Origin of the sequence: Pseudomonas sp. BJP69 (assembly GCF_007633355.1) — a bacterium.
In the GTDB taxonomy this organism is placed as follows: Bacteria; Pseudomonadota; Gammaproteobacteria; order Pseudomonadales; family Pseudomonadaceae; genus Aquipseudomonas; species Aquipseudomonas juntendi.
The window spans coordinates 3,738,055-3,763,388 of record NZ_CP041933.1 but is presented as its reverse complement, the minus strand read 5'-3'; the positions used below and the strand labels follow the sequence as shown (position 1 = coordinate 3,763,388).

General features: G+C 57.2%; 19 protein-coding genes and 1 pseudogene. 4 read left to right on the top strand and 16 right to left on the bottom strand.

The window, feature by feature from the left end; translation table 11 throughout:
* Positions 1-41: 41 nt before the first annotated feature.
* Positions 42-305 carry a DUF4404 family protein gene (locus tag FPB55_RS17580; RefSeq protein WP_009686300.1) on the bottom strand — a complete coding sequence of 88 codons (264 nt, stop codon included), beginning with the start codon at positions 303-305 and terminating at the stop codon, positions 42-44.
* 122 nt (positions 306-427) lie between these two features.
* Entirely contained in the window at positions 428-991 is a 564-nt protein-coding gene (locus FPB55_RS17575) for a hypothetical protein (protein ID WP_009686301.1), read from the bottom strand.
* 198 nt (positions 992-1,189) lie between these two features.
* On the opposite strand from FPB55_RS17575, the gene FPB55_RS17570 reads away from it, so the two are divergent.
* Entirely contained in the window at positions 1,190-1,897 is a 708-nt protein-coding gene (locus tag FPB55_RS17570) for a VacJ family lipoprotein (protein WP_009686302.1), read from the top strand.
* 60 nt (positions 1,898-1,957) lie between these two features.
* Here FPB55_RS17570 and FPB55_RS17565 read toward each other — a convergent pair whose 3' ends face one another.
* A complete protein-coding gene (locus FPB55_RS17565; protein ID WP_009686303.1) occupies positions 1,958-2,257 on the bottom strand; it encodes a PilZ domain-containing protein in 300 nt (99 codons plus the stop codon).
* A 279-nt stretch (positions 2,258-2,536) separates the two neighbouring features.
* On the opposite strand from FPB55_RS17565, the gene rssB reads away from it, so the two are divergent.
* Complete coding sequence (gene rssB, locus FPB55_RS17560) at positions 2,537-3,718, top strand: two-component system response regulator RssB (RefSeq protein ID WP_029885859.1); 1,182 nt, start codon at positions 2,537-2,539, stop codon at positions 3,716-3,718.
* Positions 3,715-4,197, top strand: coding sequence for an anti-sigma factor antagonist RssC (gene rssC, locus FPB55_RS17555; RefSeq protein ID WP_009686305.1), 483 nt, complete (start codon positions 3,715-3,717; stop codon positions 4,195-4,197). Before rssB ends, rssC begins: the two co-directional genes overlap by 4 nt.
* Positions 4,198-4,279: 82 nt before the next feature.
* Here rssC and FPB55_RS17550 read toward each other — a convergent pair.
* Positions 4,280-4,969: pseudogene (locus FPB55_RS17550) on the bottom strand (alkaline phosphatase family protein); the annotation flags it as partial.
* 780 nt (positions 4,970-5,749) lie between these two features.
* Between FPB55_RS17550 and FPB55_RS17545 the strand changes: the two are divergent.
* Positions 5,750-7,843, top strand: a complete 2,094-nt coding sequence (locus tag FPB55_RS17545; RefSeq protein WP_144188919.1) for a TonB-dependent siderophore receptor — start codon at positions 5,750-5,752, stop codon at positions 7,841-7,843.
* 364 nt (positions 7,844-8,207) lie between these two features.
* On the opposite strand, the gene FPB55_RS26860 is transcribed toward FPB55_RS17545, so the two are convergent.
* The 12 genes from FPB55_RS26860 to FPB55_RS17485 form a co-directional block, all read right to left on the bottom strand.
* Positions 8,208-8,852 carry a hypothetical protein gene (locus tag FPB55_RS26860; protein WP_275113698.1) on the bottom strand — a complete coding sequence of 215 codons (645 nt, stop codon included), beginning with the start codon at positions 8,850-8,852 and terminating at the stop codon, positions 8,208-8,210.
* Between the two features lie 201 nt (positions 8,853-9,053).
* Entirely contained in the window at positions 9,054-10,154 is a 1,101-nt protein-coding gene (locus tag FPB55_RS17535) for a caspase family protein (protein ID WP_144188917.1), read from the bottom strand.
* Between the two features lie 27 nt (positions 10,155-10,181).
* Positions 10,182-12,665: an effector-associated domain EAD1-containing protein gene (locus tag FPB55_RS17530; protein ID WP_144188915.1), complete on the bottom strand. Its 2,484-nt coding sequence runs from the start codon at positions 12,663-12,665 to the stop codon at positions 10,182-10,184.
* Positions 12,666-12,669: 4 nt separating this feature from the next.
* Positions 12,670-13,506: a hypothetical protein gene (locus FPB55_RS17525; RefSeq protein WP_144188913.1), complete on the bottom strand. Its 837-nt coding sequence runs from the start codon at positions 13,504-13,506 to the stop codon at positions 12,670-12,672.
* 3 nt (positions 13,507-13,509) lie between these two features.
* Entirely contained in the window at positions 13,510-14,295 is a 786-nt protein-coding gene (locus FPB55_RS17520; RefSeq protein ID WP_144188911.1) for a hypothetical protein, read from the bottom strand.
* A 172-nt stretch (positions 14,296-14,467) separates the two neighbouring features.
* Positions 14,468-15,781 (bottom strand): GTPase-associated system all-helical protein GASH, encoded by a 1,314-nt coding sequence (locus FPB55_RS17515; RefSeq protein WP_144188909.1) that lies wholly within the window; start codon positions 15,779-15,781, stop codon positions 14,468-14,470.
* 430 nt (positions 15,782-16,211) lie between these two features.
* Positions 16,212-17,855: an acetolactate synthase large subunit gene (locus tag FPB55_RS17510; RefSeq protein WP_144188907.1), complete on the bottom strand. Its 1,644-nt coding sequence runs from the start codon at positions 17,853-17,855 to the stop codon at positions 16,212-16,214.
* Between the two features lie 63 nt (positions 17,856-17,918).
* Positions 17,919-18,644, bottom strand: coding sequence for a transporter substrate-binding domain-containing protein (locus tag FPB55_RS17505; protein ID WP_144188905.1), 726 nt, complete (start codon positions 18,642-18,644; stop codon positions 17,919-17,921).
* 13 nt (positions 18,645-18,657) lie between these two features.
* Positions 18,658-19,914 carry an OprD family porin gene (locus FPB55_RS17500; RefSeq protein ID WP_144188903.1) on the bottom strand — a complete coding sequence of 419 codons (1,257 nt, stop codon included), beginning with the start codon at positions 19,912-19,914 and terminating at the stop codon, positions 18,658-18,660.
* Positions 19,915-19,988: 74 nt separating this feature from the next.
* The gene (locus tag FPB55_RS17495; protein WP_178097525.1) at positions 19,989-21,209 is read right to left on the bottom strand and encodes a lactonase family protein; all 1,221 of its coding nucleotides are present in this window, start codon (positions 21,207-21,209) and stop codon (positions 19,989-19,991) included.
* 71 nt (positions 21,210-21,280) lie between these two features.
* The gene (gene prpF, locus FPB55_RS17490; RefSeq protein WP_144188901.1) at positions 21,281-22,429 is read right to left on the bottom strand and encodes a 2-methylaconitate cis-trans isomerase PrpF; all 1,149 of its coding nucleotides are present in this window, start codon (positions 22,427-22,429) and stop codon (positions 21,281-21,283) included.
* Complete coding sequence (locus FPB55_RS17485) at positions 22,429-25,056, bottom strand: aconitate hydratase (protein WP_144188899.1); 2,628 nt, start codon at positions 25,054-25,056, stop codon at positions 22,429-22,431. Before FPB55_RS17485 ends, prpF begins: the two co-directional genes overlap by 1 nt.
* Positions 25,057-25,334 lie beyond the last annotated feature (278 nt).

Genomic DNA, 25,334 nt, shown 5'->3' with positions numbered 1-25,334 from the left:
GCTGGTAACGCAGGAGGGGTGCAATGCACCCCTTCGTGGTGTCAGATCCCCATGCTGTGCAACGAGTTGGCAATGCTGCGCAGGGTGGCGGTAAGGTCGGGGTGTTCGGCCTCGAAGCGCTCGATCGCCAGGTTCACGCCGTCCACCAGGTTGTTGTCCGGGGTGGCTTCCTCCAGTTTCAGCTGTGCCTCGATCTGGCGCGCTTCTTCGTGCAGTGCGGCCAGCTCTTCTTCCGAAAGCGGTACGTTACGGTCCAGTTGCTCGCGCAAGGTGTTCAGGCGCTCTTGCAATTCGCGGGCAGGCATTGGCTTTTCTCCATCAATGGCTTGGCTAGCCATGGACCTCAGCGAAGCGGCAAAGGTTCTGGCCTGCTTTCAGCGTAATCCACCTGCCGCTGCTTTGCATGATCCGCGTCAACATGGCTGTATCAGGGTTTTTCACCTTTGGCACGGCGCCGGGCGATGTCCTGCAGGCAGGTATCCAGCGCTTCCAGGTGGTCGATCACCGAATGCACGCCCAGGCTGAACAACGCCAGGGTCGCCTTGCCGCGCGCCAAGTCCTGCTCCGCAGGGGGTAGCGCTTGCCATTGGGCGGAACCGGGTTCGCACAGTGGGCTGCAGGCAGCCAGGCCGATCGTCCACAGCCCGGCGTTGAGCCCCGCCTGCAGCAACCGCGGGTCGCCGCTGACCAGTACACAGCCTGCCAGGCGTTGGCTGCCCAGCTGCATCAGTGCTTGCCAGCAGGCATTGGGTGCTGGCAAGCCCGGGTCGGTCACCGTAAGCCCCGGGAGCCAGTCAGGCAGCACCTGGGCCATGCGCTGGCTCGGCGGGTCGGCGATCTCATCCAGCCAGATACAGGGGACGTAGCGCTGATGCAGGTTGGCGAGGATGGCCAGCGCGCCGGGGGCCGGTGCGGGTGCGCCGTTGGCACTCTGTACCAGGCAACCGCGCAGGCCGAACAGCACAGCGGTGAGGGCGGGTGTAGCGTGCATGGCGGCGTCCCCAAATACGCCGCAGGCTATTGGCTGATTGTTACCGCCCTGTGACAGCGGGGCTGGTGCAACAGTTGTTCACAAAATATTGAGCAAAGATGTGTAAAGCTGTCTAACAGCCCGTAAGCCTCTATACTGCCGCCTTAACGCCACGCGACCCGTGCGCTGGCGGTCGAGAAACCCGATGGAGAGACATCTATGCGTAGGATCGGTGCCAGTGTGATCGATCGAGTCACCCAGGCCTGTGTCTGTGCCGGCATGCTGCTGGCGCCCGTGGCCGCCACCCAGGCGGCCACCGAGGAAGATCCCTGGGAAGCGGTCAACCGCCCGATCTTCCGTTTCAACGATACGGTCGACACCTATGCCCTCAAGCCATTGGCCAAGGGCTATGAGGCCGTTACCCCGCAGTTTCTCGAAGACGGTATCCACAACATCTTCCGTAACCTGGGCGATGTGACCAACCTGGCCAACAATATCCTTCAGCTCAAGCCCCATGCAGCCGGCGTGGACACTGCGCGGCTGATCGTCAACACCACCTTTGGCCTGGGTGGATTCTTCGATGTGGGCACCAAGATGGGCCTGCAGCGCAGCGACGAAGACTTCGGCCAAACCCTGGGCTACTGGGGCGTGCCGAGTGGCCCGTACGTGGTCATCCCGCTGCTAGGCCCGAGCACCGTGCGTGATGGCGTGGCCAGGTACCCGGATACCTATACCAGGCCTTACCGTTACATAGACCACGTGCCGACCCGCAACTCGATATTCGCCCTGGACGTGATCGACACCCGCGCCAGTCTGTTGTCGGCCGAGAAGCTGATCCAAGGCGACAAGTACATCTTCATTCGTAATGCCTACTTGCAGAACCGCGAGTTCAAGGTCAAGGATGGCGAAGTCGAAGACGACTTCTGACCGTTCATGCTGTGCAGGGGCGCCCTGGCTACGCCGCCCCTGCCGGCTTCGGGCGCCGCTTCAATGCATTGCCAGTATCCTCAAGCCGAACTTCTGCTGCCCGCCTGGCTGGTCGGCGATCCACACCACCTCGGTGCTGGCGTGCAGCCCCTTCAAGGCCGGGTGGTCGGAGTCGATCCGCACTTCGAGCTGCTGACCTACCTGAAAATGCTCTGGCGCCTGCACCTGCATGCCGCCGCTGGACAGGTCCAGGCAGCGCGCGGCGATGACCTGGCCTTCGTGCAACAGGCTCACTTCGGCGTCGATGCGCATGCGGATGAAATCGCGTTTCTCGCTGTGGCTGGAGGGCGTGTGGGGCATGCTGCATCCTTCCCATCGGGTTGCGCTGGTCGACTTTCTTATAACTCCCGGCGATTTGCCCTGTAAAGAGCGATGAGGTCGACCCACGCATGCTTGAAACCCCTGGCGGATGGGAGTACCGTCTGCGCCTTACAAGGTTGCTCCACAGTTGCCGACAGTTGCCGGGCAGGTGTTCTTGTCCTACAACTCAAGTAGAGTATGACCACAAAGAATTCCCGTAGCTGGCCGTCTGCCTTGCCGACACCGCTGCACCAACCTAAATCGGCGCCGTTCGCCCACATGCAGAATACCAGTGCAACGCTGCTGATCATCGATGACGACGACGTGGTCCGTGCGAGCCTCGCCGCGTATCTTGAAGACAGTGGTTTCAGCGTGCTCCAGGCCGGTAATGGCCAGCAGGGGCTTCAGGTCTTCGAAGAGCACCAGCCCGACCTCGTGATCTGCGACCTGCGCATGCCGCAGATGGGCGGGCTCGAACTGATCCGCCAGGTCAGCGAGCGTGCGCCGCAGGTGCCGGTGATCGTGGTGTCCGGTGCCGGCGTCATGAGTGATGCGGTGGAAGCACTGCGCCTTGGGGCTGCGGATTACCTGATCAAGCCGCTGGAAGACCTGGCCGTACTGGAACACTCGGTGCGCCGCGCCCTCGACCGCTCGCGCCTGGTGCTGGAAAACCAGCGCTACCGCGACAAGCTCGAAGCCGCCAACCGCGAACTGGAGGCCAGCCTGCACCTGCTGCAGGAAGACCAGACCGCCGGCCGCCAAGTACAGATGAACATGCTGCCGGAAAGCCCATGGGCTGCCGGCGAGTTCGCCTTCGAGCACCAGATCATCCCGTCGCTGTACCTGTCGGGTGATTTCGTCGACTACTTCCGCGTCGATGACCGGCGTATCGCCTTCTACCTTGCCGATGTTTCCGGGCATGGCGCGTCGTCGGCCTTTGTCACCGTGCTGTTGAAATTCATGACCACACGCCTCATGTTCGAACTCAAGCGCAACAAGATGCGTGAGTTCAAGCCATCGGAAGTGCTCAGCCACATCAACCGCGGCCTGATCAACAGCAAGCTGGGCAAGCACGTGACCATGGTAGGTGGCGTGATAGACGAGGATTCAGGCCTGCTGACCTACGCCGTTGGCGGCCACTTGCCGCTGCCGGTGCTGTACACCCCAGGCAACGCCCGCTACCTGGAAGGCCGTGGCCTGCCGGTGGGGCTGTTTGACGAGGCCACCTACCAGGACCTGGTCGTGGAGCTGCCGCCACAATTCAGCATCAGCCTCATGTCCGATGGCATTCTGGACCTTTTGCCGGGTGATACGCTCAAAGATAAAGAAGCCGCCTTGCCGGAGATCGTCAAGGCAGCAGGTGGTAGCCTGGATGGGCTGCGTCAACGTTTTGGATTGGCTACGCTTGGGGAGATGCCGGATGATATCGCCCTATTGGTGTTAAGCAGGAACCTTCAATGAGTACCGGTAGAATCCAGTTCGCCGAGCAGAGCGGTACCTTTGTACTGAAATTTGTCGGTGAAGTGCGCCTGACCTTGTGTTCGGCGCTGGATGCAACGATCGAGAAGATTTTCACGGCGCTGAACTTCTCGGCCATTGTCATCGACCTGACCGAAACCGAGAGCATCGACAGCACCACCTTGGGCCTGCTGGCCAAGCTGTCGATCCTGTCGCGCCAGAAGGTAGGCCTGCTGCCGACGGTGGTGACCACCAATCCGGACATCTCCCGGCTGCTGCAATCGATGGGTTTCGATCAGGTGTTCAATATCGTCGATCGGCCAATTCCCTGCCCCGAGTGCCTGACCGACCTGCCGTCGCAGGACCAGAACGAAGACGTGGTGCGTTCCAAGGTGCTGGAGGCGCACAAGATCCTCATGGGCCTGAATGACTCCAACCGCGAAGCGTTCCATGACCTGGTGAATGCGCTGGAGCGCAGCTAGGCACTGTGCCTTGAGGGGCGTGCGCGGTTGTAGCGGCGCCACTTCGCAAGAGCCTGGCCCACGCGCTGGCCACGCTGCCTGGCTACGGGCCCCCGATAAACTCGGTTGCCTGCGCGCCACCCGCATCCAGCTGATACACGCGTACCGGCCGCCCCTGCCGATCAAAAAACACCTGCCCCAGCCCCGCGCCGTTCCACAGCCGTTCCCCGGCCTTGCTGTGGCTGGGCGTGCGTGGCGAAACCTCCATTTCCCGGCGTTTGGTAAACCAGTTAAGCGGCGAGCGCGGCGAGTACAGCCAGCGGTTGAGGCGGTCCAGCACGTCCAGCAGGCGCCGGGGGAACTCGTTCTTGATGCCGCTGCTGGTCACTTGCCACAAGTGCGGGCTACGTTGGCGGTGGCGAATCAGCACTTCGTAAACGAATGAATAGTGCACATCGCCCGACAGCACCACGTAGTGCCCGGGTGTGCGCGAGTGGCGGAATATGTTGAGGATGACCTGCGCCGCCCCGCGGTGGGCCATCCAGTTTTCGGCGTCGACCAGCAAGGGGTAGCCCAGCCAGCTGAAGACCTTCTGCACCGTCTCGATCAGTTTCACGCCGAAAATCGGCGCCGGTGAAACGATGACTGCCGATGGGTGATCGAGCAGCGCCTGCTGCAGTTCACTCAACGCTTCCCAGTCCAGCAGGCCGGATGGCCTGGCCAGGTTGCTTTCGCTACGCCAGCGGCGGGTACGGGTGTCCAGCACCAGCAAGGGCGGCTCGGTAGGCAGGCTGTTGATTTGGCATGCCTTATACGACTAGATCTAGGCATGGAGGGGCTCGGGACAGGCCCTGCACCCACAGTCGGTTCAGCCGGCCGAAGCGTTTCCTGCTCGGTTACTGGCGCGCGTTTCGCAGCGATGTCCTGTGCCGGCTTCGTGCCGAGCACATTCAGTTACACCAGTCCGAAGGGTAAGAGTTGTTCCTGCCGAGCAGTAAAACCGACCGCAGCAAACGCGGACGTATCGTTAAGATTCCTGCCCTCAAAAGCTTGTGCCCGGTCGCCGCTTGTGATGTGTGGTTGAAAAAAGAGTGGTCTGCGCTTTTTCGCTCGATTGATAGCTGGGAACGGCTTGGGGATATCCGCTTAACCCCAGCAGCCTTTCGCGTTTGAACCGCCACATCCTCACCCGTAGCGGCGTCGACCCCGAGGGTTACTCGGCGCATTGATTGGTTTGATGTCCGCTCGGTTGTGCTTGTGCATTGGGTTGCTGGTGGCTATGCGTTGACTATAATAAAAGATCAATTCAAGAGGAGTTATGAATCATGAATCGCCTCCTGCCTCCTGATTTTTAGATCAGGTTTCATGGTGTGAATAACTAATAAGCCATTGAATTATATGTATTTTATATTTTGAGCTGGTCTTCTATACTGTTGGTGCCTGATCCGTGTTGATTTTCTTTGATTGAATTTTGTTGAAATTAAGATCAATTCTCATTAAATTCGCGCCCCGTCGAAGGGGCATTGCTGCCTGTGTCCTTCGGTACGCACGGTAGGCAGCCCGAGAGATGAGAATGAATAGAACGGCCGTTGTTGCAGTGATCAGCTTGTGCGGTAGCTCCGTAATGGGGGGCGCGCTGGCGAACGAGCAGGGCGAGGTGATGTTGCCCTCCACGGAAATTTCCGCAGAACAAGCTAGCCAACCATATCGCTCAACCACCGCCGTGACGGCTACCAAGACGGACATCCCACTCAAGGATGTGCCCCAGACCGTCGATGTTGTGCCGGCAGAGCTGATCAAAGACCGCAATATTACGACGTTGCAGGGCGCCCTTAAGAATGTCCCTGGTGTTTCTCAGGATGCAGGTGATGGCCAGCGGGATCAGTTTGTGATTCGAGGCTTTTCGGCGCTGAATGACATGTACCTGGATGGCATGCGTGATGACGCCTACTACTTCCGGGACCTGTCCAATATCGATAGGGTCGAGGTCCTCAAGGGGCCTTCTTCTGTGCTTTACGGGCGGGGTTCGTCAGGTGGGCTGATCAACCGAGTGACGAAAAAGCCTGAGGCTAACCCAATCCAGCAGCTCAGCATAATGGGATCGACTGAAGGGCAGCGCCGTACGGAAATGGATCTGGGGGGAGCCAACGATAACGACTCCATTCGTGTCCGGCTCACGGGCGCCCTAGAAGATTCTGATGGTTTCCGTGATCGGTATTTCCTTGAGCGGCAAGCGTTCGCGCCATCAATCCAGTTCAACATTGATCCAGATACGACGCTGACATTGCAGGCTGATTATCTACATGACAAACGCCTGGCTGACACCGGCCTCCCTGCCTATGGCGATCATCCAGTGGATGCGGATATCGACACGTATTATGGATCGCGTGATGCGAAGGGCCAGAACTACGTCGAGACTACGGTGAAGGGCTCAACGATCACTCTCGATCACACGATGAGTGACTCTCTAAGCCTGCATAGTGCTCTGCGGGCATACGATTCTGACGTGACCCGGAAGTATGTAACATTCGGCACGGTGAATACGACGACGAACAAGGTCAGTATGAACCGAGCTGCGCGCTATAAGGAGGAAAGCGGGGTTTTTTGGCAGAACGAGCTCAAGCATCTGTTCGAGACCGGCCCGTTCAGTCATGAAGCGCTGTATGGAATCGAGCTTGGCTATCAGGATCGAAAGGATAAAGGCTTAACCCTGCGTAACGTCGCCACTTACGATGCGTTCAATCCGCAGCTTATCGACTTCCCAGAAATCCCGGGCAGCACCGCAGCTAACCCAGACGCTGATACGCATATCTCAATTGCAGGCTTGTATCTCCAGGATCTCATCACGATCACACCTGAGTGGAAGATGATGATTGGTGGACGATTTGATCGCCTGGCAACAAAGCGTAGTGATGACGGCACAGCTGATATGGACCTGGAACGCACTGACAACACGTTCAGCCCGCGCATCGGGCTTGTCTACGAGCCGGTGGACTGGGTATCGCTCTATGCGACTTACAGCCGCTCCTTCCAGCCGATGGCTGACAACGGGGAGCTGCGTCGAAATAGCGATGAGCTGGATCCAGAGGAAACCGTCAACAAAGAGGTTGGGGCGAAGTTCGACATAAATGATAGGCTTTCGGCGACGGTTTCGGTATTCGACATGACGCGTACGGGGATCTTGATGGATGACCCAGCAGACACGCGGTTCTCGGTAGATGCCGGTACACAGCGGACCCGTGGTATTGAGGTTTCCGTAAATGGCGATCTTGGCAATGGCTGGTCCACCTACGCGGGCTATGCGTGGTTGAAGGGCGAAATGATTGATTCGCCGGTCGAATCAATTGTAGGAAACACGAGCCCGCTGACCCCCAGGAACAGCGCGAGTGTCTGGCTGAAGAAGGAGCTGGGCGGAGGTTTTTATGTCGCAGGTGGAGGACGGTATGAAGGTGAGCGCTTTACCTCACCGAACAACAAAGTGTCGCTTGGTTCATATACGACAGCAGAGCTGGCTGGTGGGTTTCGAAGTGAGCGCTACGATGTGACACTCAACGTCGAAAACATTTTCAACCGTGAGTACTTTGTCTCTGCCAAGGCGGGCAGCGATAACTCCAACTACCCTGGCGCACCTCGTAGTGCTAGCCTGCGCGTTGATTATCGCTTCTAACGAATCAGCGTGAGCTAACCAAGTTTGATCGCAGTCGTTCCGACTGGCCGTTATCGACCAATTGCAGACATCTTTATCTAAGGCTGACTCGCGGCCCATCGCCAGCAAGCTCGGTTTCCTCATATGTGGCGCAGACCTGGAAACTGATGATGTTACTGTGCGAGCCGGCTTGCCGACGATGAGGTCTAGGCCAAGCGGCTGTATGCATGGCAAGATGCTTTAGATATGGATCTAAGCCAAAAGAACTTAAGCAGGCAGGTAATATTTGCTCTGACAAACGGAGCGGTGCAATTACTACTGAAGGGAAGGGCCCCCGACCAAAGCGAGGAGAATCGGGGGCACTGGGAAACTACAAAGTCAGTTATTAGGTGGGGTGGGCCGCGGCGGCGGTGGAGGCGGCTCTTTCCTCGGCTGATGATCCTTTACATAGCGCATCGGAGGTGGAGGTGGCGGTGGTGGCTTTTGGGTCATTAATAGTTTGCTCCTGCTGATGTATGTAGAATGGAAGGAATGATAGCACTGAGGCAAATAGCGCGACTGTCACATAATTTGTAAGCGAGCGGAGATAAATTCCACGCTTGTCGTTGTTTTCTGCATTCACCGTGGCGCCTTCTATATAATAGCTTAGTACCACAGTTTTGAAGTGAGCGTCGGCTTCCTCTTGGGTTTCCCAATATTTCTCGTAATCATTCCGTAAGCTCAAGCGGTGAGTTTCAAGGTCCATCAGTGTGGGAAGGCCTCTATCTGAGTCCCTCAATGACCATGCGGCACGGAAATATAGAGCACCGATAAGAAGCATTAGGCATGTGCTAAGATAGAAAATCCAGAAAAATACGCTCGCGAAACCGTCCGCCGTGGTCGGTGCTTTATTGAGCATGTAGGAAAGGAAGGTAACTATCGCAACTAGCATTGCTAGCGGCATGCTCAATCTGGCGTAGAGCTTTTCCTTGCGATCGAGTTCCTGATAGAAGACCTTTTCGTATAAATTAAATTTTTCTTTATCGTCCATCAATATAGGTCCTGATTTGGTGGCTTTGATGAAGGGTGAACGCCACGGAGCCAGTAATTACTAAATGCTAACACCTGTTTCTCTGTGTGGGCGAAATGGGCTAATGTTAGCTAAGGTTTGATCCAACGAACCAACCTTGCGAAATCAGCAGGTGCCGCTCTTTTAATTTCTAGCGGCACCTTTCTGAGCTTAAAGTCCTGTTTAAGGCGCCGCTAGTGTAGCCAAGCCAGGATGGTTTGAAAAATCTTCCTTCGCTGTGCTTAGTAGGCTGCCAAAGCTGATATCTCTGCCCCCGCCGCCTTGCTTAAGAGTGCGAAGTGCTGCATGCCATGCAGCCTGACCTGAGGGATGAAATTGCAGCCGTGATAGGTCTCCACCGGCGCGGCTCCATACTTCTTGATCTCTAGGTCCAAAAGGATATAGCTCGATCAAGATCCTCTCTAATGCCGGCCAGGAAGATTGCTCTTTCATCGGTGGTACGAATTCAGCATTGTTCGCCGACTTTTTCCCACCTTTGCTCAGTGCGATGGGGAAGTTATCTTCGACATTGTCAGCCTTAAAGATCGGATGCTGCTCGTCGGGGATTAGTTTTGGCACCTCTTCGGAAACATAATTAAATAGGTCAAAGATCTTTATGAGTCCGCTTGCGGTCTTGTCAGCTGAACCGCGTAGACCTGCCAGTAATGCAGTCGTGAACACGCTGTTCCTTGCGTTAACGAATACAGATGACAACTCGTCAGCGCGGCATGATGCCATTAATGCGCGCCCGCTACCTACTGCCAACTTCGAAAATGTATTCTGGCTGTAGCCAGACTTGAGTTCGTGGCCGCTGTTATCAGTCAAGTATTTTGAGATCGCAGCGCCTCCCGCATGACAAGCATCGATCAAGACTAATAATCGCTTTGCTTTTATTCGTGCAAGCGCAGCCGCTAACTCGCTTGAGCTAATGGAGGTGTTTTCAATGTCAGCGAGATCACCATCCACCGTGAGCAATACGGTGTCCTCAATTCCCGGGGCGCCTACGATCCCACCATGACCGGAGAAGAACACGCAGGCGGTATCTTCAGGCCCGGCCCGAGTGGCCAGTTCATCTAGCCCTGCCAGTACCGCTGTCCGCGTCGCCTTTGCATCTAGGAGGGTGACGACATTGGTAGGATGATAACCACAGTAGTCCGGCGATGAGAGCGTAGCGGCGACGTCATTGACATCGTTCAGAATCGCGCTAGGCAGTCTGGAAATATGCTGATAGTTTGCCACACCAATAAGTAGGGCATGGCCTTGCGAGTAGCCGTTTGTATTCATAATTCATGCCATGGGTAGGTGAGAGATTCAACGCCAACCAACAATGTCCGTATCGCCAATAAATAGGCGTAGCTTCTCGTTCATCGGGAAGTCCTGCGACATAATCTTAAGAAGATCGCGGGCTGTCGGACGGCCGCCGGAGCGGACTGAATACAATGTAGTGTGCCAACGCGTTGATCCATTTTGATACTGTCCGGGCAGTTCGGAGTTCTTACCTCCGGCGCGAGACCAGAGTTCTCCACTATCCGGACCGCTTGGATAGAGCTCACGGGCCTCATCTTCGAAAGCCTTCCACTTCTCGTCAACGCTGAGCTTTGTGATGCCGAGCTTCCAGCGCGTATAAAAGCTAAGCAAACCTGCGCACAATCTGAGCGCTGGCTTGATATCAGGCCGTTCGGAAATCCGATCTGATAGATATTTAGCTGCGCGGTCCCAATGTCGAGACGCGACGAGCGTTCCCAATCGCTCAGATGCCACATGAGATAATTGTTGAACGTCTTTCAAGATGTTGTTAAGCCAGGCAATAAATCGCTCTTCGGGAAAGGACAGGAGGCTACTAATGATCGCAAGACCTACATCAGCGGGCACCGAAGACCTTTCAAGTATTGATCGCAGATCCGCGCTCGCCATGATTGCTTGTTCTAGCGGGGCTTCAGGAGTACTCATCACGAGGCCTTTCGCCGCGATTTCCAGCCAGCCGCATGCGGTTGCTTGGAGGTAATGTCCAAGCTGAAAAGGTGGCAGATGTGACCAGAGTCGCTCCCGCTCTGGAAAGGCACAGAGGTCAGCCAAGGGTGTATTCGCCATAGCCTTAAGTAAATCGGTGTCGACAGGTAGTCCTGCGATAAGTTGAGCGAACACAGTGTCACGCGCACCAATGGCATTGTCAGGTGCGTTCCAATGGGAGGGGGTCTTGGCAATCACTTTACCCCACAATCGTTGCTCGGTAATGTCATCGCAGCGGATATGAGACAGAATCTCAGGATGGACAGCAGCCTGCTCTGAGCACAAGTCGACTACACGTGGATCCTTATGCACGAGCGCACAATTCAATATTTCAAGCGGGCTTGCATATCGAAGGACCGCCCGCAATCCAGCGCTGTGTGCCAGGTCTTTATCTATCTTAAGCTGCTGGCCAGTTGCATCAATAGGGGTTAGCGTTGCTGCTAGCACTGCGCCGTATGCGATCAGCCAGTGTTTCTTCAGCAGGGAAGAGAGCAGAATGTCTGTAGAAGTAACAACAAGCCTTCTGGGGGCTTGCTCCGCAAAATGATGTTCAATTGTTGCATCAGCTGGAAAGTTTTCTACCGTCACGGCAAACGCGCTAGGGTTATTTTTGGCCCATCTCCAAAGTGCGTGGAATATGGCTTTGTTGTCCCGATAAGCTGCAGTCGAAAGGCCATTTTTCACTGCTGCGCACCAGTGCGGCAATGCAAGTTCCTTATCATCTGCAGCTGCGATGATCTCCGTCAAATCGCTATCGTCTTCACGTGCAAATGCGAGGTTACTGACAAGCATTTCAACCGCCGACCACAACGGTTGCGTGCTGGCAAAGCCAGGGAGCGCCAAGTTCCTTAACAGCATCAACTGCTTGCAGCGAGCCCTTGGAATCATGGTTGTGAACCGACCGATCAGTCTGTCCTTGATGGTTGCACCCAATGTCGGCTGGTTTGACAGCCCATCTGCTAAGCGTATCGCGCCCAACAATTCATCGAAGTTTTCTCCGCCAGACAGTAGAGCTTGCAGCCTTTCCAGCCGACTCAGTTCCCTGAGCGACTGAACTTCAAGGCCTAGCTCTTCAGCAAGGTCGAGAATTGGCTGCACATCGCGCTGGCCGCAGAGAATACCGGCGGATTCAGAGTTAGCTGATTCGTCATCAGGCTTGACTATTCGGTGCTTTACCCAGCGAGATTGGAGCTGTTCAGGTGTGCATACAAGGGTCGGCGCCGGCTGCTCGACAAGGTCGCTCGGACCAAAGCTTAGTCGGAACGCGAAGGTGCGTCTTAGGCCCGGCCAGAGATTTTTCCATAAGGAATCAAGGAGCTGCTCAAATCCGTAAACACCCAGTCGAACCACTGGAGTGGGGCCAGAAGCTGACAGAGCGTTGGCAGCACCTATCAAGTCAGCAGCCGGCACGGAGCTTCCGGCACTCTCAAGCTCAAGCGTTAGCGGCGATGAGGGACATTCTGTAATTGAGGTTGCCAGCTGGTTAAATAGCGCGGCTAGACTTTCCACCTTGCACATGTCATCCAAACTGACGATTAGCGCATGAGTCAGCACCATGCCACCGCGCGACGCGCTCGAATCTAGGAACGTGCGAGCAATGAGGTAATAGTCGTCGACAGGAAAACCACGAACAAACGGCGACCAAGCTTGAACACCAGGAGGCACTACATCTGGCAAGTCGAGCTTTGATGCAATCGCCGCAGCTATCGGTGCATCTGTACTCGATGTTCTAAGTCCATGACCGCGTCCAGGGATCTCGCCATAAATCGCCTGCTCAACTCGCATGGTTCTATCTCGCGTCTGCCATCAACTGTTGGATCGGGAGGGTTATATCAGTGTTCCTCACACCATTAGGTAGCACTACATAACCGAATTCTTCGGGACCACGGATTGCGTAATCTGGGTCCGCATCTGTCTTGCTGAGCGCTCGCTCCAGCGCGGACAGCCCAAAAACAGTAGGTGACACCCAATTGCTGCGCACGAACGACCACAACATCGGCAGCCGATCAGCTAACAGATCACTCGGAATTTCTGTCGTATCAAGCTCATCCCAGCAGCTCAGCAAGATGGTCAGGCGCGGTTTACGAAGAGGCCGATCCAAATTAAACTGCGCCAAGTAGAGCAACATTTGAAGTAGCTCTATCGTCCTGGCTTGATCTGAGAGCTCGTGTGCTGTCGCTTCGCCCTGTGGTTCAACAGATGCGAACGACTGCAGCGGTCGCGAGAACAAGTCCTCTTCGGAGCGAAGAGAGTGCAGCCTAATTAGCACTACCCAGTCCGTGGCCTCTACCACTCTCTCGCGCCAGGCGTCCGGAATCCGGCGTTGTGTGACGAGACTGCGAATCTGCTCGCCGCCATAGTCTGGCCAAACCAGCTCGGCACACCGACCGGTTTGGTCTGTAATGGGCCAGACACTTTCGACATAGATGTTCGCCGGGGTGTGGTCGGTAGCCTTTCCCTCAGTCAGGCAGCTTAGAGCCGCAGTGAATGCCTCTAGGTTCGTTGGAGCGCGTGTGATTTCAAGTTCGCAAGACTTCACCATGAGCCGCTTCAAAAACTGAGCCCCGTAGTGAGTCTTACCGACATTTGACTCGCCGACTAACAAGATGGTGTGTTGTGCAGCCACCAGCTATCTCCTACCAAATCGAAAAAGCGGATCGTGACCACCGACTTCTGTCATGGGTAACTCAAGCCCTGCGCGCTTGGTGCAGAGAATCCATTCAAATACCTTCCGGAAGCCTTCTGCAGCGTCTACCTGGGCAGTAGCTGATACGCTTACTGTAAACTCTGGGACGCCAGGTGAGTGTGATGCGACGGCCTTTCTGATCTGCGCCTCCATAGCCTCTGCCACATCGACATCTCCTTTCGTCCAGACGAGTGCCAAGCGTCTACCGCAAGACTCGGCTACTGCGCGCTGAGCAAGAAGCTGAAAGTCGTTTCTAGCGGTCCCCATTTTCGGTCCAGAAAGAGCCTGACGGTCAGCAATCAGTAGCGTGACGTCTGCGTGTCGAGCAATCCACCGGGCTCCTTCAGCGTCTGCAGCCTGCTCGTTGATCGCCCACTTCTGGAACCACTCTCCAGGTGCATCGGCAAAGAGAAGGTCGCGTAGCGAACCGTCTTCCCGGCGGAAAGCAAGATGAAGCATGCCGGGTGCCCGAGCAGCTCCGCTAGGTGTATGGGGCGGAAAGCTTGGTGGGTGTCCCGGCTTCCAGCGCAGATATGTAGCTACCGCTTCCCATCCTGCTAGCGTGTAAGAGTTGCTAAATACATTAGTTTCATTAGTCAATGCACCTTGTCCCAGCAGCAGATAGAACGCCCCGAGAAGCGTCGTCTTACCTGCGCTTTCAGGTCCTACGATGCCGACAGTGATGGGTTTGATCCTACCGCTGACGAAGTTGAGGTCAGACTCTCCCATCGCTAGACCGCTCCATGGGAGGAGCAATTGTTCGAAATCAGCCGCAGCAGTTGCTCCACTGTCACATCCACGCATCCACTCCGGGCATTGGTCGTGCCGCATGTGGCCCAGCGTGCAGGTTGTGTTGTCATCAGCGAAACAGTGAGGGTGAGGGCATCTGTCCATAGGCGTCCTAGTTCTTCTTGGGCCGTTTGGTTTGGCTTTCACTCATGGCGCGTGCGCTCTGAAGCTCACGGAACAAGTACGTTCCCCATTCGTAGGGGCTCATTTTGGTGGAGGCGTCAATTCCGCTGAGGGTTCGCAAAGTCGCGGCATCGATTGCGCCATTTCTGAAATGTCCAATCACCGACAGCAGCGGACCTCTCCCTGCTGGTTCTGGAGTGTACTTAGCCGCCAGCATGCGGAAAGGCTGCATGAATCCGAGAGTCCTAGCGTCGTCTACAAGGCTGCCGAACTCACGCTCGCCGTTGTCATGCTCATCATTGGTGATCGGAAGACAGCGAATCGCCTCACGAAGGAATGCCGAGACGCTCGCTGGAGAATAGGTTGGTACCTGCTCGTGTAGATCAAGCGCCATCAACGCAGAGGCCTCGAAAGTTGGCAGGTCAAGGTAGCTCGCGTGAGCACTTGGGGAATACAATGCCTCTTTCCACCAAAGTAGATTGGTACGACGCTGCAGGCCGGCCGTCGCACCGCTGAAACTGGAAAGAGCCTTGTCAACGTGAATTGTGACCGCCTTCGCCAGCGCAGATAGTGGACCAGACAGATCGACCGGTACGGGCGAAAGCTCCTCGGCCATTTCATCCAACACTTTTGCGATGGCGACGCTCATACGGGGCGCAAATTCAGCAGCCCACTGCTGAGGGTAGTTTGGCCCATGCTGAATTGGGTTTTTAGGTGCCCACGGCGATGAGGCCGAATGGATTTCCTCTCCCAGCGCGACCTGATCAACAGTGGGAGCATTGTAATCCGCAGTCACAGGAGCAGGCGGCGTGTACTGCAACGGATCTATCGTGATCATCTCCGGCGTTGCCCACTCGGCCTCGGCACGGACATCGACCTTCTTCTCGATTTCACTGACAGCTTCGCGCCAAATCTCAGCTTCGTCGGAGGTTTCGGTATGAGACAACGCATTGCGGGCAGTATTCACGAAGGCAACAGCAATGGCATCATCTGCGCGAGCTGCTTGCATGATCGCGTCCAGAAGGACAGCACGTAAAACACCCACAGGGCGCGCGGAAAACGCGTTCGCAACGGTCTCCCATTGTTTGCGGAGGGACGCCATCGCCTCTTCTATGGTCGGATCGGAGCCCGCGATATTGGGGTCGGCCGCCGCCATGGTATAGCTGATAGTCTTTGAAGGCGCTTTTCGAATGCTGGCGGCCAGGTCTTTGGCAGTGGATCGAAGCTTTTCGAGTTTGGTGTCATCTCCTTTGAGGTCGATAGCGCCAATTTCAAGAAACCTCATTAAAAATTCTTGTTCCATTCCCTGGTCTCCCGACCTTCGTCAAAATGTGGGGCAAGCTGGTCTCGACTGTGACCTCCTATGATAACACTTGAATGGTGGCGATATAGCAGCAGCCCTATGCCACCCTCATTGGTCAGGTGACGTGCTGATCAGTCAGAGTGAGCTCCACCTCGGTTTCAAGTTATCGACCTAGGTATATCTGCACGAAGCTCATAACGGATGCCGCCCCAATATTAGCGGTGCCGCTCATCCTGAGTCTGCCGCTTGGAGCGGTCAGAGCCCCTTGGAGAGTGCACCGTGGTCTTTATGGAGTTGCACGATGGAAGCCGAATTCGGGTGAAATTGCGAGGTACCGCAATGTCACCCCTATCCCGGCTCCGTTTGAAGGGGGTGCGTAAAGTTAGAACACGCCCTGAGGTTGATGGCGTCATGCTCAGGGCGCTCAATGTTAAATCGCCAAAGCCCGTGCCCGCAGTTCGGTGTTTAGGATGCGGTCGTTCTCGCTGTAGTCAACCGGGCAGTCGATCACGTGCACGCCTGGGGTCTTGATGCAGTGCTCGAGCATCGGCAGCAGGCCTTCGGCGCTTTCCACGCGGTGGCCATTGGCGCCGTAGGCTTCGGCATACTTGACGAAGTCCGGGTTGCCGTAGTCCAGGCCGAAATCGGTGAAGCCCATGTTGGCCTGCTTCCAGCGGATCATGCCGTAGCCATCGTCACGCAGGATCACAACGGTGATGTGCATGCCCAGACGTACAGCCGTTTCCAGTTCCTGGCTGTTCATCATGAAACCGCCGTCACCGCACACCGAGATCACCGGGCGGTCCGGGTGCACCAGGTGCGCGGCCATGGCCGATGGCAGGCCCGCGCCCATGGTCGCCAGGGCGTTGTCCAGCAGCACGGTGTTTGGCTTGTGCGCCTTGTAGTTACGGGCGAACCAGATCTTGTAGATGCCGTTGTCCAGGGCGACGATGCCTTCGGACGGCAGTACGCGACGGATGTCGGCAACCATGCGCTGCGGGTAGACCGGGAAGCGGTTGTCGTCGGCGCCTTCAGCGATCTGCGCTTCGTTGGCTTCACGGATGGCCATGAGGCGGGCGAAGTCCCAGTGCGCGGTGTCGTTCAGCGCTTCACTGATCTGCCACACGGCGTTGGCGATGTCACCGATCACTTCGACCTGCGGGAAGTACACGGCATCGACTTCGGCGGAGCGGAAGCTGATGTGAATGACTTCGGTGCCGCCACGGACCATGAAGAACGGCGGCTTCTCGATCACGTCGTGGCCGATGTTGATGATCAGATCGGCCGCTTCTACTGCTCGGTGTACGAAGTCACCGGACGACAGCGCCGCGTTGCCGAGGAAGCGCGGGTGACGCTCGTCGACCACGCCTTTACCCATTTGGGTAGTGATGAACGGGATGCCGGTCTTGTCGATCAGCTGCTTGAGGACTTTTGCAGTCATCTTGCGGTTGGCGCCGGCACCGATCACCAGAATCGGATTGCGTGCTGCCTGCAATTTTTCAATAGCTGCTTCAATGGCCTTGTGTTCGGCCAGCGGGCGACGGTGCAGGCTGCGCGGGATCGGCAGGGCGTCGGTCTGCTCGGCGGCGATGTCTTCCGGGAGTTCCAGATGCACGGCGCCCGGCTTTTCTTCTTCAGCCAGGCGGAACGCTTCGCGCATACGGGCCGGGATGTTGTCGGCCGAAGCGAACTGGTGGGTGTACTTGGTGATGGGGTCCATCATGCCGCACACGTCAATGATCTGGAAGCGGCCCTGCTTGGACTTCTTGATCGGCTTCTGGCCGGTGATCATCATCATCGGCATGCCGCCCAGGTAGGCGTATGCACTGGCGGTCACCAGGTTGGTCGCGCCAGGGCCCAGGGTCGACAGGCTGACGCCGGTCTTGCCGGTCAGGCGGCCATAGGTTGCGGCCATGAAGCCCGCGGACTGCTCGTGGCGGGTAAGTACCAGCTTGATCTTCGATTTGCGCAGGGATTCCAGCAGGTCGAGGTTTTCCTCACCAGGAATGCCGAACACATACTCGACACCTTCGTTTTCCAGGCATTGCACAACGACATCGGCGGCCTTGGCCATCTTGCTTATTACCTCAGTTATCACGGTTTGAAGCAGGCGAGACGCACCTGCAGGCTATCGACCTCAGCGAGGTGCGCTGACGTCTGTTTGTCCGCTGGCGAGTAACGCGCCTCGGACGAAACCCTCGGCAAGTCGTCGCTCGACGAAATCCCGTATATAGGCTCCTCCCGCATCACGGCCGCGTGGCACTGCGACTGCTTGGCGGATAGCGGTGAAGGCTCCCTGCATCACCCGATAATTCGGATTCTTGGCTGCGATTTGTTCCAGCGGTTGTCTGACCCCGGCGGCAGCATCCAGGCCTTGGTCAATGAATAGGTCTACTGCACCTGCAGACGTGTCAGCTCGGTGTAGCTCTGCATGCTGCAACGTACGTGACAGGTACAGGTCGTAAGCAGCGCCGTTGCCTACCGCAAGCCGAAGTCCAGGTTGATCCAGGTCCTCGATTTTGGAATAGGGCGACTCGGCCTTTACCAGATAGGTCCCTTCGATAAGTACGTAGGGTTCACTGAAGCTGATCTGGGCGGCGCGGACAGGCTCGATAGCCAGGAAGGCCAACGTCCACGCGTTTTCTTCAAGTGCAGCGAATACCTTCCCGGCCGCGTCGTATGTGCGCAATTCGAGACCTACGCCCAGCTCTTCGGCCAGCGATTTAGCAAGTGCAACAGAAACACCATGCGGTTCTCCATCAGCGCCTGGCTGAGCCAGCACTGGGTTACCGAAGTTGATCGCCGCACGCAGAATGCCGTTGGGCGCCAGGTCCTTGAGAACCTGCTGGGCAATAGGGCTCATACCTTCTCCTGGGTTAGAAAATTGGGAATGTGTAGGACACGATCAGGCGGTTTTCATCCGCGCCACGTGCAAAGCTCGATCGATAGCTCGCGTTACGCCACCGGACCGATACGTTCTTCAGGGCACCGGATTGCACCACATACTGCAGTTCGGTGTTGCGCTCCCATTCATGGCCCTCATCGGTGATGGTCGCTGCGTCGGCCTGGTCGCCTCGCAGGTAGCGGGTCATGAAGGTCAAGCCAGGAATGCCGAGAGCCGCGAAGTTATAGTCGTAGCGCAGCTGCCAAGAACGTTCACCGGGCTCGGCGAAGTCGTTGAGCTGTACGAAGTTGACCAGGTAAGGATCGGTTCCATCGAGATAGGGCATGGAGGTGGAACCGTTCATCTTTTGCAGTCCCAGACCAAGCGCATGTCCGCCCAAGCTGTAGGTGAACATGCCAGAAATTGCTCTGCTATCGATACGTCCGCCCAAAGCTCGACCGTCATCGTCGCTATCCATGTAGCGAAGATCTGCTTTGATTTTCCCGGGGCCGACAGGGATCGAATAGTTCGCCCCCAAGAAGTGCTGGTGGTAGACCTGTTCCAGCTCTGCATACTGATAGGTCAGCAGCAGCTCTTTCGTGAGCTGGTAATCCATACCACCCATCCAGAAGGCGTCACCTTCGGCATTACCGCCTGTGAAGCGCCGGTTCTTGTTGTTCAGTGTGATCGGGACCCGGTCTGTCGAGTCTCGATCGGTTTGGCGCTCGAAGCGCGCACCGATGAAGGACAGCGAATCGAATTCTTTGCTGGTGAGCAGGCCGCCTTCGAACGTCTGAGGGAGGAGGCGGCCAGTGTTGGCCTGAACTGTCGGGAGTTTTGGGATAAGGGTGCCGTATTTAAGTTCGGTCTCGGACAGGCGCATCTTGCCAGTCAGGCCCAGGCGACTGAACTCATCAGCTGCGCGACCATCATCATGGGTCGACAAAAGGCCGGTGCCGGTTCTGTCCGGGCTTGAGTCCAGCTTCACGCCGAGCATGCCCAGAGCATCGACCCCAAAACCGACAGGTCCCGGTGTGTATCCGGATTTCGCATCAAGGATGAAACCATGCGCCCATTCCTCGCGCTTGGACTGGCCGTCACCGTCGCGGAAATCTCGGTTAATGTAGAAGTTCGTCGTTTGCAAGGTGACCTTGCTGTCGTCGATAAAGCCATCCCCATAAGCCGTAGCTGCGGCCAGGCAAGGAGTGACGGCAAGAAGCTTGCAACCAATTTTGTTTTTGTTATGCATTTGCTGCTCCATCAATTGGAACGTGGGGGTGTAGGCGTGCCTCCCGGCACGCCAGGATCAGGAAAAAAAGAGGTTCAGACGGTGCGGAAAATCATGCAGACCGGGCTGCCGGTCTCGATTTGATGTTCCAGCAATGCCAATTCGCCATTTGGGCTAATGGAGAAGGTCTTGATGTTGTCGCTGTCTTCGTTGGCGACGAACAGGAAGCGTCCACTTGGAGAGGCCGCCATGAAGCGAGGCTTCTTGCCTTGGCTCGGGACATTGCCGATCAGGTTGATCTTGCCGGTAGGCTGATCCACCGAGTAAATGCTGACGCTGTCATGCCCGCGGTTGGAGGAGAACAAATGTTCTCCATTCGGTGCCATGACCAATGCTGCGGCGCGACTGTCCCCTACAAAGTCCTGGGGCAGGGCTGGAACCATTTGGAATGGAACCAGTGAGCCGTCGTTCTGGTTGTAGCGATAGCTTGTGATCGTGCTGTCCAGTTCGTTCACAACGTATGCGAAGGAGCCGGTCGGAGAGAACACCACATGCCGGGGGCCGGCACCCTCGCGGGCCTTGATTTCATGAGCCAGTTCGGGCTTCAGTGCGGTCCCGTCTTGCTTCAAATCGAACACGAAAACCTTATCCAGCCCTTTGTCCGGCACTACCAGGAAACGCCCCGATGGATCGCGTGGGATCATGTGCGGGTGGGAGCTGGTCTGCTCGATCTTGTGCGGGCCCGGGTTGCCAGGAAGGTCGTATTTGCTGATGACAGGTTGCAGGTGGCCGGTTTTGTCGAACGGCAGAACGACAATGCTGCCGGTGGCATAGTTGGCCACTGCGAGGAATTTGTTGCTCTTGTCCACGGTAAGGTGAACGGGGTTGTTTCCTTCGCAACTAACCGAGCTCACCTTGGTGAGCTTTCCGCTGCCTGGCTCGATTTGGAATGAGCTGACAGTAGACTGGTCGCCATGCACGCAGAACAGCAGGTTCTGAGTTTGGTCGAGGCACAGGAAGGATGGGTTGGTCAGATCGCCGACGGTTTGAATCAGTTCGGAGCGACCTGTTTGCGGGTCATGTCGATAAACCGTGATGCCTGCACCGCGGGCGTTTCGCTCGCGTGTGGTTCTGGAGCCCACATAGACAATTTGGGTTTTGTTCGAGTTGGCAGGCTGCATAGCGTTCTTCTCAGGTCCTGATTTGGCATCTGCCGCTCCCGCGCCGAGGCCCAGAATGGTTGCCGCAGCGACGATGGAGGTAGAGGAGAGCAGCGTGCGTCGAGAAATGGCGGGTGAGAACGGTGATGGGCACATAGCAAAATCTCATCGTTGTTTTTGTTGTGATGAGTACCGCCGACCTTCGAAGGTCGGCGGTAGCTGAGCAATCAGTACTTCGACGGTACGAGCACCCAGCCTTCCATCAGGCGACGGGCGCTTCGGCTCATCACGGCCTTGTCCACAATCCAGTTGCCATCGACTTGGGTGGTCTGCGCGCCTACGGCAACGGTGCCAGCGGTGTGGCCCATGTTGACTTGGCGTTCACCGATATCGCCGACGATCCGGTTGACCAGCGTGCCTTCCAGAGCGGCTGCCACGGCAACGGCTACAGCGCCAGTGCCGGTGATTGCGTGGTGCAATTTGCCCATGGAAAGGATGCGAGCGATCACATCGATCTCACCGGCTTCGACTGTCTTGCCACCGGCAGCTCCGTAGGTTTGCGGTGGAGCTACGAGGCAGAGCTTCGGCGTGTGAGGGCGAAGGCGTGTTGCTTCCTCAGCGGTAGCCGCCAGACCCATGGCCACGGTGCAGTGTGCGCGGATGGTTTCCAGCGACAGCAGTAGTTCGGCGTTGCCGTTGACCTGGTCTTGAGTCTCGGTCCCGGTCAGGCCAACGCGCTGGGCGTCGACGAAGATGGTCGGGTTGCCTGCGTTGAGCAGCGTTGCCGGCAAGCCTGGGAAGCCAGGGATATCCAGTTCATCCACGACATTGCCGGTTGGCAGAATGCTGCCGCCCGAACCGCCAGGCTGAAGGAACTCTACGACGATTTCGGCGGCAGGGAAGGCGACGCCATCCAGCACGAAGTCACCTTCTTCAACGACCTCGCCATCCTTCATCGGGACGTGGGCGATGATGCGTTTTTGGATGTTGGCCTGCCAAATACGGATTGTGGCGATGCCATCACGAGGGGCGTCGACCAGCCCTTGGCGAATGGCGAAAGGACCGACAGCTGCGCTCAGGTTGCCGCAGTTTCCGGACCAGTCCACAACCGGGCTTTCGATCGCAGGAGCACCGAACAGGTAGTCGACATCGCAATCATCGCGATCCGACTTGCCGATGATGACAACCTTGCTGGAGCTGGAGGTCGCAGCGCCCATGCCGTCGATCTGCTTGCCGTAAGGATCCGGGCTACCGATCACACGGAGCATCAGTGCATCGCGCTCCGGGCCGGCCGCGGGAACATCCTGATCAAGGAAAAAGACGCCTTTGCTGGTACCGCCGCGCATGAAGACGGCTGGGATTCGAACTTGAGTCATTACACTGCTCCTACCAGTTGCTTCGCTTTAGCAGCCTTGTCCATGCTCTCCACCAGCAGCTGCGGCAGCAGGCCGCCGCGGCGGAAGTAGCGCACGTCTTCATGGGTATCCAGGCGGCTGGTGACGGTTACGTTTTCAGTGGTGCCATCTGCACGCTCAATGACGAGTTGCAGCTTGTCGCCAGGCGCGAAGGTGTCGTTGATGCCTTCCACCGAGAACTTCTCGTGACCGGTCAGGCCCAGCGTCTTGCGAGTTACACCTTCTGGGAACTGCAGCGGGAGGATGCCCAGGCCAGCCAGGTTGGTGCGGTGGATGCGCTCGAAGCTCTCGGCCACGACAACGCGTACGCCCAGCAGGCGAGGGCCTTTGGCTGCCCAGTCACGCGACGAACCACTGCCGTACTCCTTGCCTGCCACTACGATCAGAGGCTGCTTGCGATCGGCGTAGGCTTGGGCGGCTTCGAACACGGTGCTCACGCGGTTTTCCGGCAGCAGCAGCGTCCAAGGGCCTTCGCGGCCGTCAGTCATCAGCTCGTTCTTCAGGCGGGGGCTTGCGAAGGTGGCGCGCTGCGCGGCTTCGTGGTTGCCGCGACGAGTGCCGTAGGAGTTGAAGTCATCAACACCAATGCCATGGCCTTTGAGGTACGAACCTGCGTCGCTGTCCGGCAGGATGGCGCCCGACGGCGAGATGTGGTCAGTAGTAATGTTGTCCGACAGCATCACCAGAACGCGCATGTCTTTCAGGTCGCGTTGAGGGTCGGTAGCAGTCAGCTCATCGCTCCAGTACGGCGGCTTGCGGATGTAAGTGCTGCTCTGGTCCCAAGCGTACTGATCGGTAACGCCGGCGCGCAGGTCAGAGGCGATGACGCCCGCTTCGCGAGGTACCGAGCTGTAGGCCTTGTCGAACAGGTCGGCCGACAGTGCTTTCTTCTCAATCTCGTCCAGCTCTTGATCCGAAGGCCACAGCTCGCTGAGGTAAACCGGCTTGCCTTCGGCGTCGGTGCCGAGCGCATCCACTTGCGGGTCGATGCGGTAGGTGCCAGCGATCGCGTACGCCACGATCAGGGGAGGTGACATGATGAACACTTCACGAGCCAGCGGGTGTACGCGACCTTCGAAGTTACGGTTACCGGAGGTAGCGGCAACGGTCTCCAGCTTACGAGTGCGGATTTCGTCCTCGATCTCTTTGCTGAGCAGAGGGCCGGACATGCCGTTGCAGGTGGTGCAGCCGTAGCCAACAACGTTGAAGCCCATGTTGTCGAGGTCCACGTTCAGACCTGCACGGTCCAGGTAGTCGGCGACCACCTTGGAGCCGGGTGCGAAGGAAGTCTTGACCCACGGAGCACGACGCAGGCCGCGCTTGAGTGCGTTGCGGGCGACGAGGGCCGCAGCGATCACGCCACGAGGGTTCGAGGTGTTGGTGCAGCTGGTGATGGCGGCAATCACGACCGAGCCGTTATCCAGGCCGGTAGGGATGTCTTTTGCTGCTTCGCCTTTACCCAGCAGGATGCGCTGGTGAGGTTGTTTCGGGCCGGCAATCGCACGACCAACGGTGCTCAGGTCGAGGGTGACGACACGGTCGTACTCGACCGATTCCAGGCTGTCATGCCACAGGCCTTGATGCTTGGCATAAGCCTCGGTCAGCTCGGCAATCTCACCGCCGCGACCGCTCAGTCGCAGGTAGTGCAGGGTGCGATCGTCGATCGCGAACATTGCTGCGGTAGCGCCGAACTCAGGAGCCATGTTGGACAGGGTGCCACGGTCCGCCAAGGACAGGGCTGCAACGCCTGGGCCATGGAATTCCAGCACGCTGCCGATCACGCCGGCTTTGCGAAGACTTTCGGTCAGAGCGAGGGCGATATCGGTAGCGATATAGCCGGATGGCGGCACGCCTTCGAGTCGGACACCGACGATCTCTGGAACCCGCATCATCAGGGCTTTGCCCAGCATTGCAGCTTCTGCCTCGATACCACCAACACCCCAGCCCAGCACACCGATGCCGTTGATCATGGTGGTGTGGCTGTCAGTACCGACTAGCGTGTCAGGGAAGGCCCACAGATCACCTTCAACTTCACGAGTGCCGATGACGGTGGTCAGGCGCTCCAAGTTGATCTGGTGAAGGATGCCGTTACCCGAAGGCACGATCGACAGGTTGTTGAAGGCCTTGTTGCACCAGTCCAGGAATGCAAAGCGTTCGGCATTGCGCTCGCGCTCGATGGCTTCGTTATCGGCCAGTGCGCTGGCATCACCCCAACGCTCCACGTTCAGCGAGTGGTCCACGACGAGGTGAGTCGGGGTGACCGGGTTTACTTGGCGTGGATCGCCGCCTGCTTTTGCTACTGCGTCACGCAGCCCGGCTAGGTCGACCAGGGCAGGGGTGCCGAGCAAGTCCTGAAGAACTACACGAGCGGGGCGGAAAGGGATGTCGCTGCTTTTAGAGCGAGTGCAAATTACCTTCAGCGCTTCGTTCGGCTCTGCTTCGGTACGCAGGACGTTTTCAGCGAGGATCCGGAGACTCATTGGCAGGCGGGAAAAGTCGCCGCCTATCGCTTTTACAGCTTCCGATACGTTGCAGACGCGGTAGTCGCGACCGTTTACGGCCAGGGTTTGGCCAATGTGCTTGCTCATGCCGGGGACCTCACAGGCGTGTTTTTTGTGAGGTGATATTGCACTTTGTATAAACTTGAGTCAATTTATCTCCAGCAGAAATGCATTGGCCATGCGCCGAGTGGTCGCTTTTAGGCCTGAATGGAAGCCATTCGTATCTCTGTCAGCCTCAAGCCAGATACTCCCGAACAAAGATAAAAACGAGGAAAATCAAGATGAAATGCAATCAGACCCACCGTAAATCCGTCCGGCATCAGCTCGCTTCTTCCTGTTCGTACCGCTAAAGCCTGGCTTCGCGG

What these genes read in the sequence shown, in the direction of transcription:
- FPB55_RS17580 (WP_009686300.1), bottom strand. Translation starts at nt 305, where the DNA reads ATGCCTGCCCGCGAATTGCAAGAGCGCCTGAACACCTTGCGCGAGCAA.
- FPB55_RS17575 (WP_009686301.1), bottom strand. Translation starts at nt 991, where the DNA reads ATGCACGCTACACCCGCCCTCACCGCTGTGCTGTTCGGCCTGCGCGGT.
- FPB55_RS17570 (WP_009686302.1), top strand. Translation starts at nt 1,190, where the DNA reads ATGCGTAGGATCGGTGCCAGTGTGATCGATCGAGTCACCCAGGCCTGT.
- FPB55_RS17565 (WP_009686303.1), bottom strand. Translation starts at nt 2,257, where the DNA reads ATGCCCCACACGCCCTCCAGCCACAGCGAGAAACGCGATTTCATCCGC.
- rssB (WP_029885859.1), top strand. Translation starts at nt 2,537, where the DNA reads ATGCAGAATACCAGTGCAACGCTGCTGATCATCGATGACGACGACGTG.
- rssC (WP_009686305.1), top strand. Translation starts at nt 3,715, where the DNA reads ATGAGTACCGGTAGAATCCAGTTCGCCGAGCAGAGCGGTACCTTTGTA.
- FPB55_RS17545 (WP_144188919.1), top strand. Translation starts at nt 5,750, where the DNA reads ATGAATAGAACGGCCGTTGTTGCAGTGATCAGCTTGTGCGGTAGCTCC.
- FPB55_RS26860 (WP_275113698.1), bottom strand. Translation starts at nt 8,852, where the DNA reads ATGGACGATAAAGAAAAATTTAATTTATACGAAAAGGTCTTCTATCAG.
- FPB55_RS17535 (WP_144188917.1), bottom strand. Translation starts at nt 10,154, where the DNA reads ATGAATACAAACGGCTACTCGCAAGGCCATGCCCTACTTATTGGTGTG.
- FPB55_RS17530 (WP_144188915.1), bottom strand. Translation starts at nt 12,665, where the DNA reads ATGCGAGTTGAGCAGGCGATTTATGGCGAGATCCCTGGACGCGGTCAT.
- FPB55_RS17520 (WP_144188911.1), bottom strand. Translation starts at nt 14,295, where the DNA reads ATGGGAGAGTCTGACCTCAACTTCGTCAGCGGTAGGATCAAACCCATC.
- FPB55_RS17515 (WP_144188909.1), bottom strand. Translation starts at nt 15,781, where the DNA reads ATGGAACAAGAATTTTTAATGAGGTTTCTTGAAATTGGCGCTATCGAC.
- FPB55_RS17510 (WP_144188907.1), bottom strand. Translation starts at nt 17,855, where the DNA reads ATGGCCAAGGCCGCCGATGTCGTTGTGCAATGCCTGGAAAACGAAGGT.
- FPB55_RS17505 (WP_144188905.1), bottom strand. Translation starts at nt 18,644, where the DNA reads ATGAGCCCTATTGCCCAGCAGGTTCTCAAGGACCTGGCGCCCAACGGC.
- FPB55_RS17500 (WP_144188903.1), bottom strand. Translation starts at nt 19,914, where the DNA reads ATGCATAACAAAAACAAAATTGGTTGCAAGCTTCTTGCCGTCACTCCT.
- FPB55_RS17495 (WP_178097525.1), bottom strand. Translation starts at nt 21,209, where the DNA reads ATGTGCCCATCACCGTTCTCACCCGCCATTTCTCGACGCACGCTGCTC.
- prpF (WP_144188901.1), bottom strand. Translation starts at nt 22,429, where the DNA reads ATGACTCAAGTTCGAATCCCAGCCGTCTTCATGCGCGGCGGTACCAGC.
- FPB55_RS17485 (WP_144188899.1), bottom strand. Translation starts at nt 25,056, where the DNA reads ATGAGCAAGCACATTGGCCAAACCCTGGCCGTAAACGGTCGCGACTAC.